Origin of the sequence: Corallococcus sp. EGB, from assembly GCF_019968905.1 — a bacterium.
In the GTDB taxonomy this organism is placed as follows: Bacteria; Myxococcota; Myxococcia; order Myxococcales; family Myxococcaceae; genus Corallococcus.
In genome coordinates this window covers 6380967-6397584 of record NZ_CP079946.1, presented here as the reverse complement: position 1 = coordinate 6397584, position 16618 = coordinate 6380967, and the positions used below count along the sequence as shown (strand labels likewise).

Below are 16618 nucleotides of genomic sequence, written 5' to 3'. Positions count from 1 at the left end.
ACGCAGGGTGTCCTCTGTCCTCGCCCGGGCCGAGACTCCTGTTACAGTCGCGCGACTTTTCGTTTCCCTCCCAAGAATCCGCACGAGGAACTCACGGCATGCAAAGCACCGTCGCCGCGGGCGAGGCCCGCAAGGGGCATCCCCCGGGCCTCTACCTGTTGTTCGCCACCGAGATGTGGGAGCGCATGTCCTATTACGGCATGCGCGGCCTGCTGGTGCTCTTCCTCACCGACAAGGTGCGGGGCGGCTTTGGCTGGTCCACGGCGGATGCGCTGAGCCTGTACGGCACGTACACCGGCCTCGTGTACCTGACGCCCATCCTGGGCGGCTACATCGCGGACCGCTTCATCGGCCAGCGCAAGGCGGTGCTGATGGGCGGCGTGCTGATGGTCATCGGCCACCTGCTGCTGGCGCTCCCGGGAATCCCCATCTTCTACACGGGCCTGGGCTTCCTCATCATTGGCAACGGCTTCTTCAAGCCGAACATCTCCACCATGGTGGGCGGGCTGTACCCCGCGGGTGACGGCCGGCGCGACGGTGCCTTCACCATCTTCTACATGGGCATCAACCTGGGCGCGGTGCTGGGCAACTTCATCTGCGGCACGCTGGGGGAGCGCGTGGGCTGGCACTGGGGCTTCGGCTCCGCCGGCGTGGGCATGACGCTGGGCGTGCTCGTCTTCGTGGCGCTGGGCAAGCGCTTCCTGGGCAACGTGGGGATGGAGCCCGCGCCGCGCCCCACGCCCGCCCAGACGCCGACGGTGAATGGCAAGCGCCGCGCGTTCTCCCGCGAGGAGTGGGACCGCATCATCGTCATCCTCATCATCGCGATGTTCGTGGTGGCGTTCTGGACGGGCTTCGAGCAGGCGGGCGGCCTGATGAACCTCTACACGGACCAGAAGGTGGACCGCTCGATGTTCGGCTGGGAGGTGCCCACCACCTGGTTCCAGAACTTCAACTCCGTCTTCATCGTGACGCTGGCGCCCATCTTCGCGATGGTGTGGAGCTCGCTGGCGGCGAAGGGCAAGGACCTGAGCATCCCGGTGAAGATGTCCCTGGGGCTCATCTTCCTGGCGGTGGGCTTCGCCTTCATGCTGGGCGCCTCCAAGGAGAGCGCCGCGGACGGCAAGGCGGCGGCGTGGTGGGTCATCATGGCGTACCTCTTCCACACCATGGGCGAGCTGTGCCTGTCGCCGGTGGGCCTGTCCATGGTGAGCAAGGTGGCGCCCCAGCGCGTCACCTCCGCGATGATGGGCGTGTGGTTCCTGGCGAACGCGGTGGCCAACAAGCTGTCCGGCGTGCTGGGGGGCTACTCGGAGAAGATGGGTGAGTTCAGCGTGTTCCTCACCATCGTCATCGGCGCGGGCCTGTCGGGCGTCATCCTGCTGTTCCTCGCCCCCATGCTGAAGCGGATGATGCACGGCACGGACGAGGTGACGCCCGCGGCGGCGCCCACGCACCAGGAAGGCACCGTCCACCCGGCCACCTGAGCCGGGCAGGGCAGTCCTGCTGGAGCACGAACGCCGGAGCGCCCCCAGGGTGCTCCGGCGTTTTTCATGGGGCCCGGGGGCCCTGCACGCCCGCTCCCGCGTGGGTATCGATTCCTGGAGCCCATGCGGATCCAAATCGGAAAGAGCCGCTCGCTGGATTGCGCCGTCGCGGCGCGGGAGGCGGGCCAGGAGGCGCTGCGCGGCGCGGACGCGCCCACCTTCGCCCTCGTGCTGTGCACGGACCAGTACGACGCGGTGGCGCTGGCGTCCGCCGTTGGCGCGGAGCTCGGGGACATCCCCTGGGCCGGGTGCTGCGCGGCGGGCGTCTTCGCGGGGACGGAGCTGATGCTCCAGGGCCTGGTCATCGCGCTCTTCCGCGGCGATGACTTCCGCGTCGGCGTGGGGATGGGCGGGCCGGTCAGTGAGACCCCCAGGGCAGCCGGGCGCGCGGCGGTGGCGGAGGCCGTCAGCAAGCTGCCTCCCAAGCCGCCCGGATACCGGCGCACGCTGTTCGTCCTGCCGGACGCGCTGAGCGGCAACTCGACGGAGGTCGTGCGCGGGGCTCAACAGGAGGCGGGCGCGGGCATCCGGTGGGCGGGGGGCGGAGCGGGCAACAACGTCCGGTTCGTGAAGACGGCCCAGTTCACGCAAGGGCGCGCCTACCAGGACCAGGTGGTCGTGATTGCCTTTGACGCCCTGGCGCCGTTCGGCGTGGGCATCCAGCACGGCTGGTCTCCGTATGGGCCGCCCTCGCAGGTCACCAGGTCTCGCGGATCGACCGCCGTCGAGCTCGATTACGAGCGCGCCTTCGAGGTCTACCGGCACACGGCCGAGAGCCGGGGAGACCCCCTGGATGCGCGGAGCTTTCCCCTCTTCGCGATGACCCACCCGCTGGGGATTCCCCAGGCCAATGGCGAGTTCGTGATCCGCGACCCCCTGTCCGTCGAACCCGACGGTTCGGTGCGCTTCATCGCCGAGGTCCCTGACGGCTCCCTGGTCCGCGTCATGGAGGGCAAGCGCGCGGACCTGCTCGACGCCGCGGCCAGTGCCGCCACCCTGGCCCGGGAGGCAACCCCTGGCGCGGTGGGCGGCGCGGTGGTGTTCGATTGCGTCTCCCGGTACCTCCTCCTGGGCGAGGGCGTCCGGGAGGAGCTTTCACGGTTCCAGGAGGCGCTCGGAGAGGGCGTCCCGGTCGTGGGCTGCCTGACCCTGGGCGAGGTGGGGGCCATGGGCGGTGGCGTTCCCCAGTTCCACAACAAGACCGCGGTGGTGGTCGCCCTGCCCGGATGAGGGAGTGAGGTGGCGCATGGCGGACCACGGCGCGGACGGGGACCACAAGCTCACCGAGGAGCGGCTCGCGCTGCTGAGCGTGCTGCAGGAGCTCACCGTCGCGGCGCTCGACCTGCTGGATCCCCACAAGCCCGCCGACGACTTCCTGGACCGCGTCGCGGAGCGGCTGGGGTGCGTGGTTGCCCTCTGGCTCCAGGCGGATGCGCGGGGGCAGGTGGGGCTGCTGGGCTCCAGCGGACTGTCCTCGGCCTCCCGCCAGCTCCCGATTCCGGGGCGGCCTCCGCGCCCCGGGCCGCCAGCGCCCCTCTGGGGCGACCTGCCCTATCCGGAGCTGGACTCGCCGGGGCTCGTGCGGTGGTCCGTGCCCATTGGCGAGGCCGGGGCCCCGGCCAGCTTGCTGCTGCTGTACTTCGACCGCGAGCCGCACCTGCCGCGGCAATACCGGGGCATGGTGGACCGGCTCGGGGGCGTGCTCCGCACCGCGCTCGTCCACCGGCAGCTCTTCGCGCGGACCCTGGACAGCGAGCGCGCGCTCCAGCACGAGCGGGACTTCAGCTCGGCGGTCCTGGATACGGCCCGCGCGCTGGTCGTCGTCCTGGATCCCGAAGGGCGGATCGTCCGCTTCAACCGGGCGTGCCAGGAGATGACGGGCTACTCCTTCGAGGAGCTGCGCGGCGCGTATTTCTGGAAGCGGCTCCAGCCGCCGGAAGAGGCCGCGCGGGTCGAGGCGAACTTCGCCGTGCTCGCGGCCGGGCGGGGGTTCGAGCAATCCGAGAACCACTGGCTGACACGCAAGGGAGAGCGCCGCCTCATCTCCTGGTCCAGCAACGTCCTGCGAGGCGAGTCGGGCGCGATTGAGTACGTCATCGGCACCGGCATCGACATCACCGAGCAGCGCCGGGCCGAGGAGGAGCGCGACCAGACCTTCCAGCGTGAGCAGCAGGCGCGCGCCAGGGCCGAGGAGCAGGAGGTGCGGTCCGCGTTCCTGGCGGAGGCCTCCGGGCTGCTCACCGGCTCGCTCGCCCCCGAGGACGCGCTGCGCAGCGTGGCCGCGCTGACCGTCCACCGGTTCGCTGACTGGTGCGCGGTGGATCTCCGGGACGGAGGGCACTCCTTCCAGCGCATCACCGAGGCCCGCTCCGAGGCGCTGCGCGCCACCGCGCCTTCGCGGATGCACTGCGCGCTGCCCGACCTGGAGGCCGAGCATGGCCCGGGACGGGTGCTGCGCCTGGGCGAAGCGGAGTTCTGCCCGGACGGATGCGCCTCCATGTCCCTGGGCTGCGTCCGGGACGCAGAGGGCCTGTCCGAGGTCGTCGAGTTCCAGTCCTGGATCTCCGTGCCGCTGCTCGCCCGGGAGCATGCGCTCGGCGCGCTCACGCTCGCGCGCATGAAGGGCGGCGGCCCGTATGGTCCAGCGGACCTGGCCCTCGCGCAGGAGCTGGCCCGCCGCGCGGCGATGGCGCTGGACAACGCCCGCCTCTATCAGCAGGCCCAGCTGGCGATTGGCCTCCGGGATGAGTTCCTCTCCATTGCCTCCCATGAGCTGAAGACCCCCGTCACGTCGCTCCAGCTGTCGGTGCAGGGGCTGCTGCGCCTGGGCCGGACCGGCGCGCTGCGGACCGCGCCGGTGGAGGCCGTCACGCATTCACTCGAGGTCATCGAGCGCCAGGCGAAGCGGATGGCGAAGCTCGTCAACACGCTGCTGGACGTGTCCCGCATCCACGCCGGCCGGCTCGAGCTCGAGTTCGAGGAGGTGGACCTGGCCGCGCTGGTCCGGGACGTCGCGGCGCGCTTCACCCAGGAGCTGGCCACGTCGGGGACCCGGCTCCAGGTCCACGCCGACACGGCGATGCCGGGCGAGTGGGACCGGTCGCGGTTGGATCAGATCATCACCAACCTGCTCTCGAACGCCATCAAGTACGGCGAAGGAAGGCCCATTGAGGTCCGGGTGGAGGGGGACGCCGTGACGGCCCGCCTGTCGGTCCGGGATCAGGGCATCGGCATCCCGGCGGAGCGGCACGCGCGCATCTTCCGGGCCTTCGAGCGCGCGGTGTCGTCGCGCCACTATGGAGGCCTGGGGCTGGGCCTCCACATCGTGAACCAGCTCGTCGAGAGGCTGGGGGGCTCGGTCCGGGTCGAAAGCGAGGCGGGGCAGGGCGCCACCTTCACGGTGGAGCTGCCCCGCCGGGGGCCGCATGCGTCTCCCCCGGCGGACCTGACGATGCAGGTGGGGCCCTAAGCCGGCTTGGGCTCCACCGCGGGGGTGCGGGCGTCGAGGGGGGCCTGCGCGTCCGACTGGTAGTAGTCCCGCACCACGTAGCGGCGGGCCACCAGCGCCATGCCCACGCCGGCCGCCGCGGCCAGCGCCGCGTAGAAGAAGAACTGCGCGGAGCCCGTGAAGACGTTGAGCGCCGCGGCGATGGCCACCGCCACGTTCGCCAGCGTGTTCGTCACCAGCCACACACTCTGGACGGTGCCCTTCATCTCCCGCGGGGCCTGCGTGTACGCGAACTCCAGGCCCGTGGTGGACACGAGGATCTCCGCCACCGTCAGCACGATGTACGGCAGCAGCTGCCACGCGATGTTCAGCGTCGTGCCGCCCTCCATGGCCACCTGGAAGAAGCCCGCGATGACGAACGACACCGCGCCGATGATGAGGCCCATGGGCATGCGCCGGAGCGGCGTCAGCTCCCAGCCCCACCGCTGGAAGGCCGGATAGACGACCGCCGTCAGGAAGGGGATGAGCAGCATCACCAGCATGGGGTTGATGAACTGCATCTGGCTGGGCTGGAACACCAGGCCGCCCACGTTCGGATCCATGGACCGCGCCTGCACCACCCACGTGGACGCCTTCTGATCAAAGAGCATCCAGAAGAAGGGCACGAAGGGCAGCAGCAGCGCGGACACCCGGAACACCGCCTTCACGCCCTCCACCGCGTCCGCCGGGTGCTCGGCCTTCGCCCGGTCCAACCAGCCGCCGCCCTGCACGGGCCTTCCGCGGAACGCGCTGGCCACCACCTTGAAGAACGAGTGCGGGTTGGGGCCCGTGGGCGGCACCAGCACGTAGTGCTTGCGGCCCGCCCAGAAGATGACCGTCGCCAGGAACATCAGGATGCCCGGCACGCCAAAGGCCACCGCCGGGCCGAACTTCGTCATCAGCAGCGGGACGAACAGCGACGCGAAGAACGACCCGAAGTTGATGGTCCAGTAGAAGATGGCGAAGACCTTCTTCACCAGGTGCTTGTTCTTCTCCGTGAACTGGTCTCCCACCATCGCGGACACGCACGGCTTGATGCCGCCACTGCCAATCGCGATGAGCGTCAGGCCCGTGTAGAAGCCCGTGGCGTTGTCCTCGAAGAGCGCCAGGCACGCGTGCCCGCCGCAGTACACGAGGCTCAGCACGAAGATGGTGTGGAACTTCCCGAAGAAGCGGTCCGCCAGGTAGCCGCCAATGAGCGGGAAGAAGAACACCCCCGCCATGAACAGGTGCATCAGGCTCTTCGCCTGGGCCTCCCGCGCCCCCGTCTCCGGCACGTGCGTGCGCAGCAGGTAGTCGATGAAGAACACCGTGAGGATGTTCCGCATCCCGTAGAAGCTGAAGCGCTCACAGGCCTCGTTCCCGATGATGTAGGGAATCTGGGGCGGGAAGCGCTGGGCGGTGGGGGCGGTCGAGGTCTCGGCCATGCCCCCACCCTACCGGGCCCTCTCAGGCCGCGTCCACGCGCTTGCCAATGCGCGCCCGGCGCGACTTGCCCAGCACGTGCTTGAGGTAGCGGCCGGTGTGGCTGGCCTCCACCTTCGCCACGTCCTCCGGCGTGCCGGTGGCCAGGATGTTGCCGCCGCCCGAGCCGCCCTCCGGCCCCAGGTCGATGAGCCAGTCCGCGCTCTTGATGACGTCCAGGTTGTGCTCGATGACGAGCACGCTGTTGCCCGCCTCCACCAGCCGGTTGAGCACGGAGAGCAGCTTGCGGATGTCCTCGAAGTGCAGGCCCGTGGTGGGCTCGTCCAGGATGTAGAGCGTGCGGCCGGTGGCCACCCGGGCCAGCTCCCGGGCGAGCTTGATGCGCTGCGCTTCACCGCCGGACAGGGTGGGGGAGGGCTGGCCCAGCCGCAGGTAGCCCAGGCCCACGTCGGTGAGCGTCGTCAGCACGCGCAGGATGTCCTTGTGCGCGCTGAAGTGGTCCACCGCCTCGCGCACGCTCAGGTCCAGCGTCTCCGCGATGTTCTTGCCCTTGTAGCGCACGCGCAGCGTGGCCTCGTTGAAGCGCTTGCCGTTGCAGACCTCGCAGGGGACGTACACGTCCGCGAGGAAGTGCATCTCCACCAGCTTCACGCCGTCGCCCTCGCACGCCTCGCAGCGGCCGCCCTTGATGTTGAAGCTGAAGCGGCCCGGGCCGTACCCGAACGTGCGGGCCTCCGGCGTCATGGCGAACACCTCCCGGATGGCGTCGAACACCTTGGTGTACGTGGCCGGGTTGCTGCGCGGTGTGCGGCCAATGGGCCGCTGGTCGATGTCGATGACCTTGTCCAGGTGCTCCAGGCCCTTGATGGACTTGTGCTTCCCCATGGGCTCGCGGCTGTCGTAGAGCGCGCGCGCCAGCGCCGGGTACAGGATTTCGTTGATCAGCGTGGACTTGCCCGCGCCGGACACGCCCGTCACCGCCGTGAAGATGCCCAGCGGGATGTCCGCGTCCACGTTCTTCAGGTTGTTCTCCGTCGCACCCACGATGGAGATCTGATGCTTGGGGTTCACCGGGCGGCGCGACTCGGGGACTTCAATCTCCTGGCGCCCGGAGAGGTACGCGCCGGTGAGGCTCTGCTCGTCCGCCATCACCTGCTTGGGCGTGCCCTGGGCCACCACCTGTCCGCCCAGCTCGCCCGCGCCGGGACCGAAGTCCACCAGGTAGTCCGCCTCCTCCATCGTCTCCTCGTCGTGCTCCACGACGATGACGGAGTTGCCCAGATCCCTCAGGCGCTTGAGCGTGGCCAGCAGCTTGCCGTTGTCGCGCTGGTGCAGGCCGATGGAGGGCTCGTCCAGGATGTAGATGACGCCCGTCAATTCGCTGCCCATCTGCGACGCCAGCCGGATGCGCTGGCTCTCACCGCCGGACAGCGTGGACGCGGTGCGGTCCAGCGTGAGGTAGCCCAGGCCCACGTCCACCAGGAAGGACAGGCGGCTGCGGATCTCCTTGAGCAGCTCCTGGGCGATCTTCTCCTCCTGCGCGCTCAGCCCCAGCTGCGTCAGGAACGTCCGCGCCTCCGTGATGGTCATCCGGCTCAGGTCCACCAGCGTGCGCTGGTGCACCTTCACCGCGCGGCTCTCCGGGCGCAGGCGCTCGCCCTTGCAGGACGGGCAGGGCTTGTCGCTGAAGTACTTCTGCAGCTCCGCCTTGCGCGCCTCCGACGTCGTCGTCTTGAAGTTGCGCATGGTGCGGGCGAGCAGGCCCTCCCACTCCATGTCGTACTGGCCGTTGTCGCCCCACTGCACGGTGAAGGACTTGCCCTTCGCGCCGTTCATCAGGACGTCCTTCTCCCGCTTGGACAGCTTCGCGTACGGCACGTCCAGGTCGATCTTGAACGCCGCCGCCAGGCTCTCCACGAAGTCCGCCGTCCAGCCCTCGCCGCGGTTCATGCCGCTGGCCCACGGTTCAATCGCGCCGTCGCGGATGCTGCGGCTCTGGTCCGGCACCAGCAGATCCGGGTCCATCTCCGGACGGGTGCCCAGGCCGTTGCAGTCCGTGCACATGCCCAGCGGGTTGTTGAAGGAGAACGACGCCGGCGTGAGGTCCCCGAAGGACAGGCCGCACGCGGGGCACGCGTTCAGCTCGCTCATCACGCGGTCGGAGGAGAGCGTGCCCTTCTCATCCGTGATGATCAGCGTGCCCTTGCCCTCGCGCAGCGCGGTCTCCACGGAGTCCGTCAGGCGCGTGCGCAGGTCCGGCTTCAACACCAGCCGGTCGATGATGAGCGCGATGTCGTGCTTGGACTTCTTGTCCAGCTCGATGCGCTCCTCCAGCTCGCGCACCTTGCCGTCCACGCGCGCGCGGGAGAAGCCGCGCTTCTGGGCCTCGGCCAGCAGGTCCTTGTGCTCGCCCTTGCGGTTCGTGACGATGGGCGCCAGCACCTGGAGCTTGGTGCCCGCCGGCAGCTTCATGATTTCGTCGACGATCTGCTGGGCGCTCTGCTTGCCCACCTTGCGGCCGCACTGGGGGCAGTGCTGCACCCCGATGGAGGCGTAGAGCACGCGCAGGTAGTCGTGCACCTCCGTGACGGTGCCCACCGTGGAGCGCGGGTTGTTGCTGGCCGCCTTCTGCTCGATGGAGATGGTGGGGGACAGGCCGCGCAGCGTGTCGTAGCGGGGCTTCTCCATCTGCCCCAGGAACTGGCGCGCATACGAGGAAAGGCTCTCCACGTAGCGGCGCTGGCCCTCCGCGTAGAGCGTGTCGAACGCGAGCGAGCTCTTCCCAGAGCCCGACACGCCGGTGAACACCACGAGCTTCTTCTTCGGGATGTCCAGGGAGACGGTCTTGAGGTTGTGCTCCCTGGCACCGCGGATGGAAATGACGTCGGGCTCGGACATGGGGGCGCGCTTTATCACTGAAAGGGTGTTCCGGTGCACGCAAAGGCGCACGACGGGCGAGGTCTGCTGAAAACACCCGGCGGCCCCGCCCGCATCCCACGGCCCGGGCGGGCACGCGGCCGTCCTGCGCGCCCCACTCGTCCCTGCGCGAAGTCTCACGACCCCCGAGGGCAGGAGGTCGGTGTGGCATCCACCGTTTGCGAAGCTTTTGCAGTCGCTTCCACGAAACGTGGAATCTCAGGTTTTACCCGTTAAAGGCCGCTCCCCAGCGTGGGCGCCCGTTTGCCGTGTTGGCGGCGTGACGGAGCCACGTTGGGGCGTCCAGGCACCAGGGTTGCACCTTTCTACGCCGGCCGGATCCACGTGCAGTGCTGTGTGGGGGGACACCGGTGCCGTGTGTAGGAAGGACGGGACTCTGTATGCGTGGACTCCGATGGTTGTTGCTGGCGGTGGCGGTGGCGGCGGGGACGGGGTGTGAGCGGCCCCATTCGCAGCAGGCGCGCACGGGCTTCGCCGCACGGCCGGAGCTCCTGGAGTTCGGCGCCGCGGCGGTGGGGCGCACCAAGACGATGACGCTGCGGCTGGCGAACGAGGGGCGCGCGTCGTACCGCGTGGAGGGCGCGCGCGCGTCGCTGCCCAACGTCACCATCACCGCGTTCGAACCCTTCACGCTGACGGCCGGCGCGGAGCACGAGCTTGAAGTGCGCTTCACGCCCGACGTGGAGGGCGCGGTGCAGGGGCAGCTGGAGGTCTTCACGGACGCCTCCGGCGGCGCGGCGACGCAGGTGCCCGTCAGCGGGCGCGGCGTGAAGGCGCTGGTGGAGGTGCCGGAGACGTCGCTCGACTTCGGCAACGTGAACCTGGGGCTGGTGGAGATGCGCGAGGTGACGGTGCGCAACCCCTCCGACGTGGAGAGCCCGCTGGTGCTGTCCGTGGAGGGCCCGGACGCGGACGAGTTCTCCGCCGGGTCGGGGCTGCCGTCCACGCTGGGGCCGCACGAGACGCGCAAGGTGCCGGTGGCCTTCAGCCCGGTGCGGCTGGGCAACGCGGAGGCGGCCCTGCGCGTCGCCGTGTGCGACGGCTGCGAGCCCGCGGAGGTGCGGCTGACGGGCACCGGGGTGGCCAGCGCGCTGGAGGTGACGCCGCTGCGCGTGGACTTCGGCCGGGTGGCGGTGGGCGCCACCGCCGAGGAGCGCATCACCGTGCGCAACCAGGGCACCGAGCCGCTCAGCTACAAGGGCGCGTCGCTCCTGGAGGACCCGTCCGGCGTGTACAAGGTGGTGAGCTCGCCCGCGCTCCCCAACGACCTGCTCCTGCCGGGCGCGGCGGTGGAGCTGCGCGTGGCCTTCACGCCCGCGGCTTCCGGCCGGGTGCGTGACGGCCGCGTGGAGGTGGCCGTGCGCAAGCCCCAGACGACGTCGCCCGGCCCCAAGGTGACGCTGACGGGCGAGGGCGGCGCGTCGTGCGTGGAGGTGACGCCCGCGCACCTCAACTTCGGGGCGGTGGCCTTCGGCATGATGGCCACGCGCGACGTCACCGTGCGCAACCGCTGCCGCGACGAGGCCACCGTCACCGGGCTCCAGCTCACCACGCAGGCGGGGGGCTACTTCACGCTCGCGCAGGCGCCCTCCAGCCAGCCGATCGCGCCCGGGGGCACGCTGAAGGTGGGCGTCACCTTCAACCCCCGCGCGGGTGCGAATGGCCAGAGCCAGGGACAGCTGGCCGTCACCTCCAGCCAGCGCGGCTCCACCGCCACGGATGGCGTGACGCTGTCCGGCGAGGGCAAGGTCTTCGCGCCGTGCGAGTACGCGCTGCCGTCGGTGCTGGACTTCGGCCAGGTGCCGGTGGGCTCGGAGGTGGCGCTGGGGGTGACGCTGAAGAACACCGGCACGGAGGCGTGCTTCCTGGCGGCGCTCCAGCTGGCGTCCGGCTCCGACCCCGCCTTCCGCGCGGCCCCGGTGGCCAACAGCGTGCTGGCGCCCGGCAAGAAGGCCACGCTCCTCGTGCGCTTCAAGCCTTCGGACGTGGGGGAGTTCCAGGGGCTCGCGGAGGGCTGGGTGAGCCACCCCACCCGGGGCCACCCGATGGTGAACCTGGTGGGCACGGGCGTGCAGGGGTGCTTCTCCGTGCAGCCCACCACGGTGGACTTCGGCATCAGCCGGCTGGCGTGCGGCGCGCGCACCCGCGAGTTCATGGCCTACAACGACTGCACCGGGGCGGTGACGGTGACGGGCCTGAAGGTGGAGCAGCCGGGCCAGGAGTTCGCGGTGTCCGGCGCGCTGCCGGCCACGATTCCGGCGGGCGGGCGGGTGAAGCTCACCGCGACGTACGCGCCCGCGGAGGAGGGGCAGGACGCGGCGACGGTGCGCTTCACGCTGAAGGACGGCGCCGTCTACAGCGCGGGCCTGACGGGGCGGGGCCTGGTGAAGACGGATCAGACGGACCACTTCGTCCAGCAGGCGGAGGCGCGCGTGGACGTGCTCTTCGTCGTGGACAACTCGGGCTCCATGATGGAGGAGCAGCAGAGCCTGGGAGAGAACTTCGCGGCCTTCCTGTCCGCGGCCACCGCCGCGAAGGTGGACTACCGCATCGGCGTCACCACCACCGGCCTGGATCCGTCCCCCGGCGGCTGGTCCGAGTGCCCCGGCGGCGCGCAGGGCGGTGAGAACGGGCGCCTGTTCCCCGTGGACGGCTCCAGCCCGCGCATCATCACGCCGGAGACGCCCAACGCGGCCGCCGTCTTCGCCAACAACACGAACGTGGGCGTGTGCCACTGGAACGAGCAGGGCCTGGACGCGGCCTACCGCGCGCTGTCCGACCCCTTGCTCTACAACCTGGATGACCCGCGCACGCCCCAGCCCAACGACGGCAACGGCGGCTTCCTGCGCGAGGACGCGAAGCTGACCATCATCGCGCTGTCGGACGAGGAGGACTTCAGCTCGCAGCCGGTGTCCTTCTACGAGACGTACTTCCTGGCCCTGAAGGGGAATGATCCGTCCAAGGTGAGCTTCAACGCCGTGGTGGGCCCGGAGGATTTGACGACCTGCACCACGGCCAGCAGCTCCGGCACCCGCTACATGGAGCTGGCCCACAAGCTCAACGGCGTGGTGGACAGCATCTGCACGCCCAACTGGGCCGCGTCGCTGGAGAAGCTGTCGGAGAGCGCCTTCGGGCCCAACCGCGCCTTCTCCCTGACGGAGGTGCCCTCGGACCCCGGCGCCATCCGGGTCCGGGTGGACGGGGCGCCGGTGACGGCCGGCTGGTCCTATGACGCGCGCGCGAATGCCGTCATCTTCGAGCGGCTGCGCGCCCCGGCCCCGGGTGCCGTGGTGGACGTCACCTATCCGCTGGGTTGCCCGTAGCCGGGGCGGCCATTCGTCCGTCACCGGAAAGAGACAGGGACGGATGGCTCGACAGGGCGGGGCGGGAGGCCTTGAGTGAAGGATATGTCGCAGGACTCCCTCCTCGTCGCCGCGCTGGGTGACATCCATGGCCGCTTCCACCGGGTGGAGGCGTGGCTGGACGCGCTGGAGCAGGCGCGCGGCCGGCGGGTGGACTTCGTGCTGGCGGTGGGGGACGTGGAGGCCTTCCGCCACGCGGACGACCACCGGCGCAAGGCCGCCAAGCGCTCCATGCCCGCCGAGTTCGCCGAGTACGCGGACGGCGTCCGCCGCGTGAAGCGCCCGCTGTATTTCATTGGCGGCAACAACGAGGACTTCGAGGCGCTGCACGACCTGCCGGAGGGCGGGGAGCTGGCCCCGGACGTCCACTACCTGGGCCGCGCGGGGCTGCGCACCCTGGGGCCGCTGCGCGTGGCGTATCTGTCCGGCATCCACGCGCCGCGCTTCATCGACCAGCCGCTCAAGCGCCCCACGTCGCTGGATACGGCGAAGCAGGCGGGCTACTTCCGCACGCCGGAGGTGGAGCGGGTGTCGCAGGCGCGGGACGTGGACCTGCTCCTGGTGCACGAGTGGCCCCGGGGCATCGTGCAGAAGGCCCGCGACGAGCGCCTGGGCCCCGCGCGCCCGCTGCCCTCGCCGTGGATTGGCAACCCGGTGACGCGCAAGCTGGTGGACGCGGTGCACCCGAAGTGGGTGCTCTGCGGCCATTCCCACAAGCCGTTCGCCGTGGCGCTGGACGCGCACGGGCGCACGCTGTCGCGCGTGGCGTGCCTGGACCAGGCCGCGCGGCCGGACACCGCCGTCTTCTGGCTGGAGTTCGAGGGGCGCGAGGCCCAGCGCGCCGGCTGGGGCGTGTCCGGGGTCGCCGCCTGGCAGGCGGGACAGCGCTGGGGGATGCACACGCTGCCGCCCGTGGCGCCGGAAGGGGCGGCGGGCGGCGTGCCCGCGGACAACGGCGCTACAGCTTGACGACGTCCAGGCCCTTTCGCGGCAGCTCCACGCGGAACTCCGTGTAGGGGCCGGCGCCGGAGAGCACCTCCACGCCGCCCTGATGCGCGTGGATGATCTGCTGGACGATGTAGAGCCCCAGGCCCAGCCCTTCCCGCCGGCCCCGGCGCTGCTGGCCGCCGCGGAACGGGTCGAAGAGGACGGGCAGCAGGTCCGCTGGAATCACGCCCATGTTGGTGACGGTGAAGCGCAGGGCGTCGTCGCGCGTGCCGTCCACGCGGATGCGCACGGGCTCCGCGGCGTCGCCGTGCTGGAGCGCGTTGCCGATGAGGTTGGAGGCCACCTGCGCCAGCCGGTCCGCGTCCCAGTCCCCCACGAGGTCGCCGTCCTGCTGCACCTCGATGCGGTGGCGCGGCCACGCTGTCTGGTGCTCCTGCACCATGCGCTGCACCAGCTGGCCGAAGTCCGTCTCCCCCCGGCGCAGCGGGATGCCGCCCGCCAGCCGCGCGCGCGCCAGGTCGAGCACGTCCTCGATCATGCGGCTCATGCGCTTGCCGGCGGCCATCATCCGCGCGGCCGTCTTCTTCACGGCCTCGTCCTCCGAGCGGCGCTGGAGCAGGTCCGCCGCGGTGAGGATGGCGGACAGGGGATTGCGCAGGTCGTGGCCCAGCACCGCGGTGAACATCTCGTTGAGGCGCAGGGTCTCCGCGAGCGTGTCCAACTGCTGCGCCAGCTGCTGCTTCTGGCGGTGCACCTGGAAGAAGACCTCCGCCTTGGTGCGCAGCGCCTGGGCCTCCAGCGGCTTGTAGAGGAAGTCCACCGCGCCGGCCTCGTAGCCCTTGAAGGTGCGCCGCGGGTCGCCCGTGCCCGCGGTGACGAACATGATGGGCACGTCGCGGGTGCGCTCGGAGCCGCGCATCAGCTCCGCCAGTTCGAAGCCGTCCATCTCCGGCATCTGCACGTCCACGAGCGCGAGCGCGAACTCGTGTTGCAGCAGCAGCTCCAGGGCCTCCGCGCCAGAGCGGGCGCAGTGCACCTCCACGTCGTCGCGCCGCAACACGGCGGAGAGCGCCAGGAGGTTCTCCTCCAGGTCATCGACGAGCAGGCACTTCACCCGGGAGGCCACGGGCAGGGGCTCCTTGCTGAGGACGGACAGCTCAGATAGCACCGCCACCTCCCCATGCCCGGAAGACAGCGGGCATCTGTTCAAGAGGAAGCACGAAATCCACGGCCCGCGCCGTGAGCGCCGCCTGGAGCATGGCGGGAGAGCGAACCGCGGAGGGCGTCTGCGCCAGGGTGACGCCGCCCAGGCGCGACGCGCGGGGGCCTTCGCGAGGGGTGGGCTCATGGGCACCACCCCGGAGCGCACGGAAGAAGGGCAGCCAGGATGGAGCGCACGGAGGGACCCGGTCGACGAAGGTGAACGGGTGGACCCACATGTCAGGCGCGTGCGTCCGGAAGCCGAGAGGCCGAAGTGCCTGGTTGTGCGCGCCCGGTGGAGGCGTGTGGCTACGTGCGGCTAGAAGGCGCCGGACAGGCCGACCATCTGCGCTCCCAGCATCGGGTTGAGGGACACCGAGGAGTGGCGCGTGGCCGAGGGTGAAGCGTCCTCCACGCGGCCGTGCAGGAGCAGGGGCACGGCGACGCCGAACGCCGTGCCCAGCACGGCGCCGGTGAGGACGTCGGAGAGGTAGTGCTTGTCCGCGCCCATGCGCAAGAGGCCCACGGAGGCGGCGACGGGCAGGCCCACGCCCCAGATGACGGCCTGGTGCTTGTAGCCGCGCATCGCGGCGACGGTGCCGGCGGAAGCGACCAGGGAGAAGGCCAGGTTGGTGTGGCCGCTGTAGAAGGACAGGTTGTTGTCGTTGGGGTGGGCGGTGAGGGCCTTCTCCGACTCGGGAAGCACGTGGACGAACGGGCGCTCGCGGCCCACGGCGAACTTCACCGCCTGGTTGGCGACGGAGGCGAGGACAGCGCTCTGCACCATGATGGTGGCGTCCTGGGCGAAGAACTCACCCGAGGCGCCGCTGCTGTGGCCCACGGCGTACTGGGTGCCGAGCATGCCCAGCGGCAGGCCCACGAACCCGATGACGTTGCTCCAGGTGTCCGCGCGCTTGCGGGACGCCGCGGTGTCGCCCGCGATGCCCCGGCCCCAGCGGTCCAGGCGGTTGAGCCGGTCGGTGCCATCCGGAGCGCGGTCGCACCAGCGGCACTGCGCCGGGGCCAGGCTGTCCTTGAAGACGGTCTCGCTGGAGATCCACAGCACGCCCGCGGTGCCGGTGATGATGCCGTCGCGGGTCCAGTTGAAGCGCAGCGCGCGCGGCGAGTCGGACGTGTCCTGGGCGGCGGCGGGGGACAGCGGCGCCAGCAGGAGCAGGCAGAAGGTAGCGAGGGTCCGGTAGTGGGCAAGCATGGGACGGCGGAGCATAAGGGCGCTCCGCCCCCCTGCCGCAATCCGGGCGGTGAGGGCTCAAGGTGCGCCCGGCTTCATTCTTTTCGACGAACCGCGCCAGGAAGTCGCCCAGGGCGTTGGGCTCCTGGGGCGCACCGAGCAGGCCCGACGTTCCGAAACCTGTCCGACTGTCCGACAAGTTTTCGCAGCCCCGGGCCATCAGTGGTGGTGTGCCCGAACCTGTCCGACTGTCCGACAGGTTTTCTGCGTCCGAGCGGGCCAGAGGCGGTGTTCCCGAACCTGTCCGACAAGATTCCGCAGCGACGTGGTGCCAGGGGCGTCGTTCCAGAACCTGTCCGACTGTCCGACAGGATTTCGCTCGTAGGGCGTCGGCCGTGGCGTTCCGGAACTTGTCCGACTGCCGGACAGGATTCCGCGGTACCGAGGCGCCACAGCCGCGGCGTTCCGGATCCAATCCGACTGTCCGACAGGTTCCCCAGGCATCGGGGCGTCAGTCGCG

The 16618-nt window shown here is 70.4% G+C and carries 9 protein-coding genes; 5 read left to right on the top strand and 4 right to left on the bottom strand.

Annotation, left to right across the window (positions count from 1 at the left end):
* Positions 1–98 precede the first annotated feature (98 nt).
* The 3 genes from KYK13_RS26275 to KYK13_RS26265 all read left to right on the top strand — a co-directional run bounded on the left by KYK13_RS26275 (position 99) and on the right by KYK13_RS26265 (position 5016).
* Complete coding sequence (locus KYK13_RS26275; RefSeq protein ID WP_223634836.1) at positions 99–1487, top strand: peptide MFS transporter; 1389 nt, start codon at positions 99–101, stop codon at positions 1485–1487.
* A gap of 123 nt (positions 1488–1610) precedes the next feature.
* Entirely contained in the window at positions 1611–2777 is a 1167-nt protein-coding gene (locus KYK13_RS26270) for an FIST signal transduction protein (RefSeq protein ID WP_223634833.1), read from the top strand.
* Positions 2778–2793: 16 nt separating this feature from the next.
* Positions 2794–5016, top strand: a complete 2223-nt coding sequence (locus tag KYK13_RS26265) for a GAF domain-containing sensor histidine kinase (RefSeq protein ID WP_223634831.1) — start codon at positions 2794–2796, stop codon at positions 5014–5016.
* Here KYK13_RS26265 and KYK13_RS26260 read toward each other — a convergent pair.
* The gene (locus KYK13_RS26260) at positions 5013–6461 is read right to left on the bottom strand and encodes an MFS transporter (RefSeq protein WP_223634828.1); all 1449 of its coding nucleotides are present in this window, start codon (positions 6459–6461) and stop codon (positions 5013–5015) included. The two genes, KYK13_RS26265 and KYK13_RS26260, sit on opposite strands and share 4 nt — an antisense overlap.
* 22 nt (positions 6462–6483) lie before the next feature.
* Entirely contained in the window at positions 6484–9357 is a 2874-nt protein-coding gene (uvrA, locus tag KYK13_RS26255) for an excinuclease ABC subunit UvrA (protein WP_223634825.1), read from the bottom strand.
* Between the two features lie 419 nt (positions 9358–9776).
* Here uvrA and KYK13_RS26250 point away from each other — a divergent pair, with 419 nt between their 5' ends.
* Together KYK13_RS26250 and KYK13_RS26245 are read left to right on the top strand one after the other, a co-directional pair.
* Complete coding sequence (locus KYK13_RS26250; protein ID WP_223634822.1) at positions 9777–12719, top strand: choice-of-anchor D domain-containing protein; 2943 nt, start codon at positions 9777–9779, stop codon at positions 12717–12719.
* Between the two features lie 84 nt (positions 12720–12803).
* Positions 12804–13727 (top strand): metallophosphoesterase, encoded by a 924-nt coding sequence (locus KYK13_RS26245; RefSeq protein WP_223634819.1) that lies wholly within the window; start codon positions 12804–12806, stop codon positions 13725–13727.
* Here the strand turns inward: KYK13_RS26245 and KYK13_RS26240 are convergent.
* Both KYK13_RS26240 and KYK13_RS26235 read right to left on the bottom strand, forming a co-directional pair.
* A complete protein-coding gene (locus tag KYK13_RS26240; RefSeq protein WP_223634817.1) occupies positions 13717–14832 on the bottom strand; it encodes a hybrid sensor histidine kinase/response regulator in 1116 nt (371 codons plus the stop codon). The two genes, KYK13_RS26245 and KYK13_RS26240, sit on opposite strands and share 11 nt — an antisense overlap.
* Positions 14833–15225: 393 nt before the next feature.
* Positions 15226–16134, bottom strand: coding sequence for a phosphatase PAP2 family protein (locus KYK13_RS26235; RefSeq protein ID WP_223634815.1), 909 nt, complete (start codon positions 16132–16134; stop codon positions 15226–15228).
* Positions 16135–16618 lie beyond the last annotated feature (484 nt).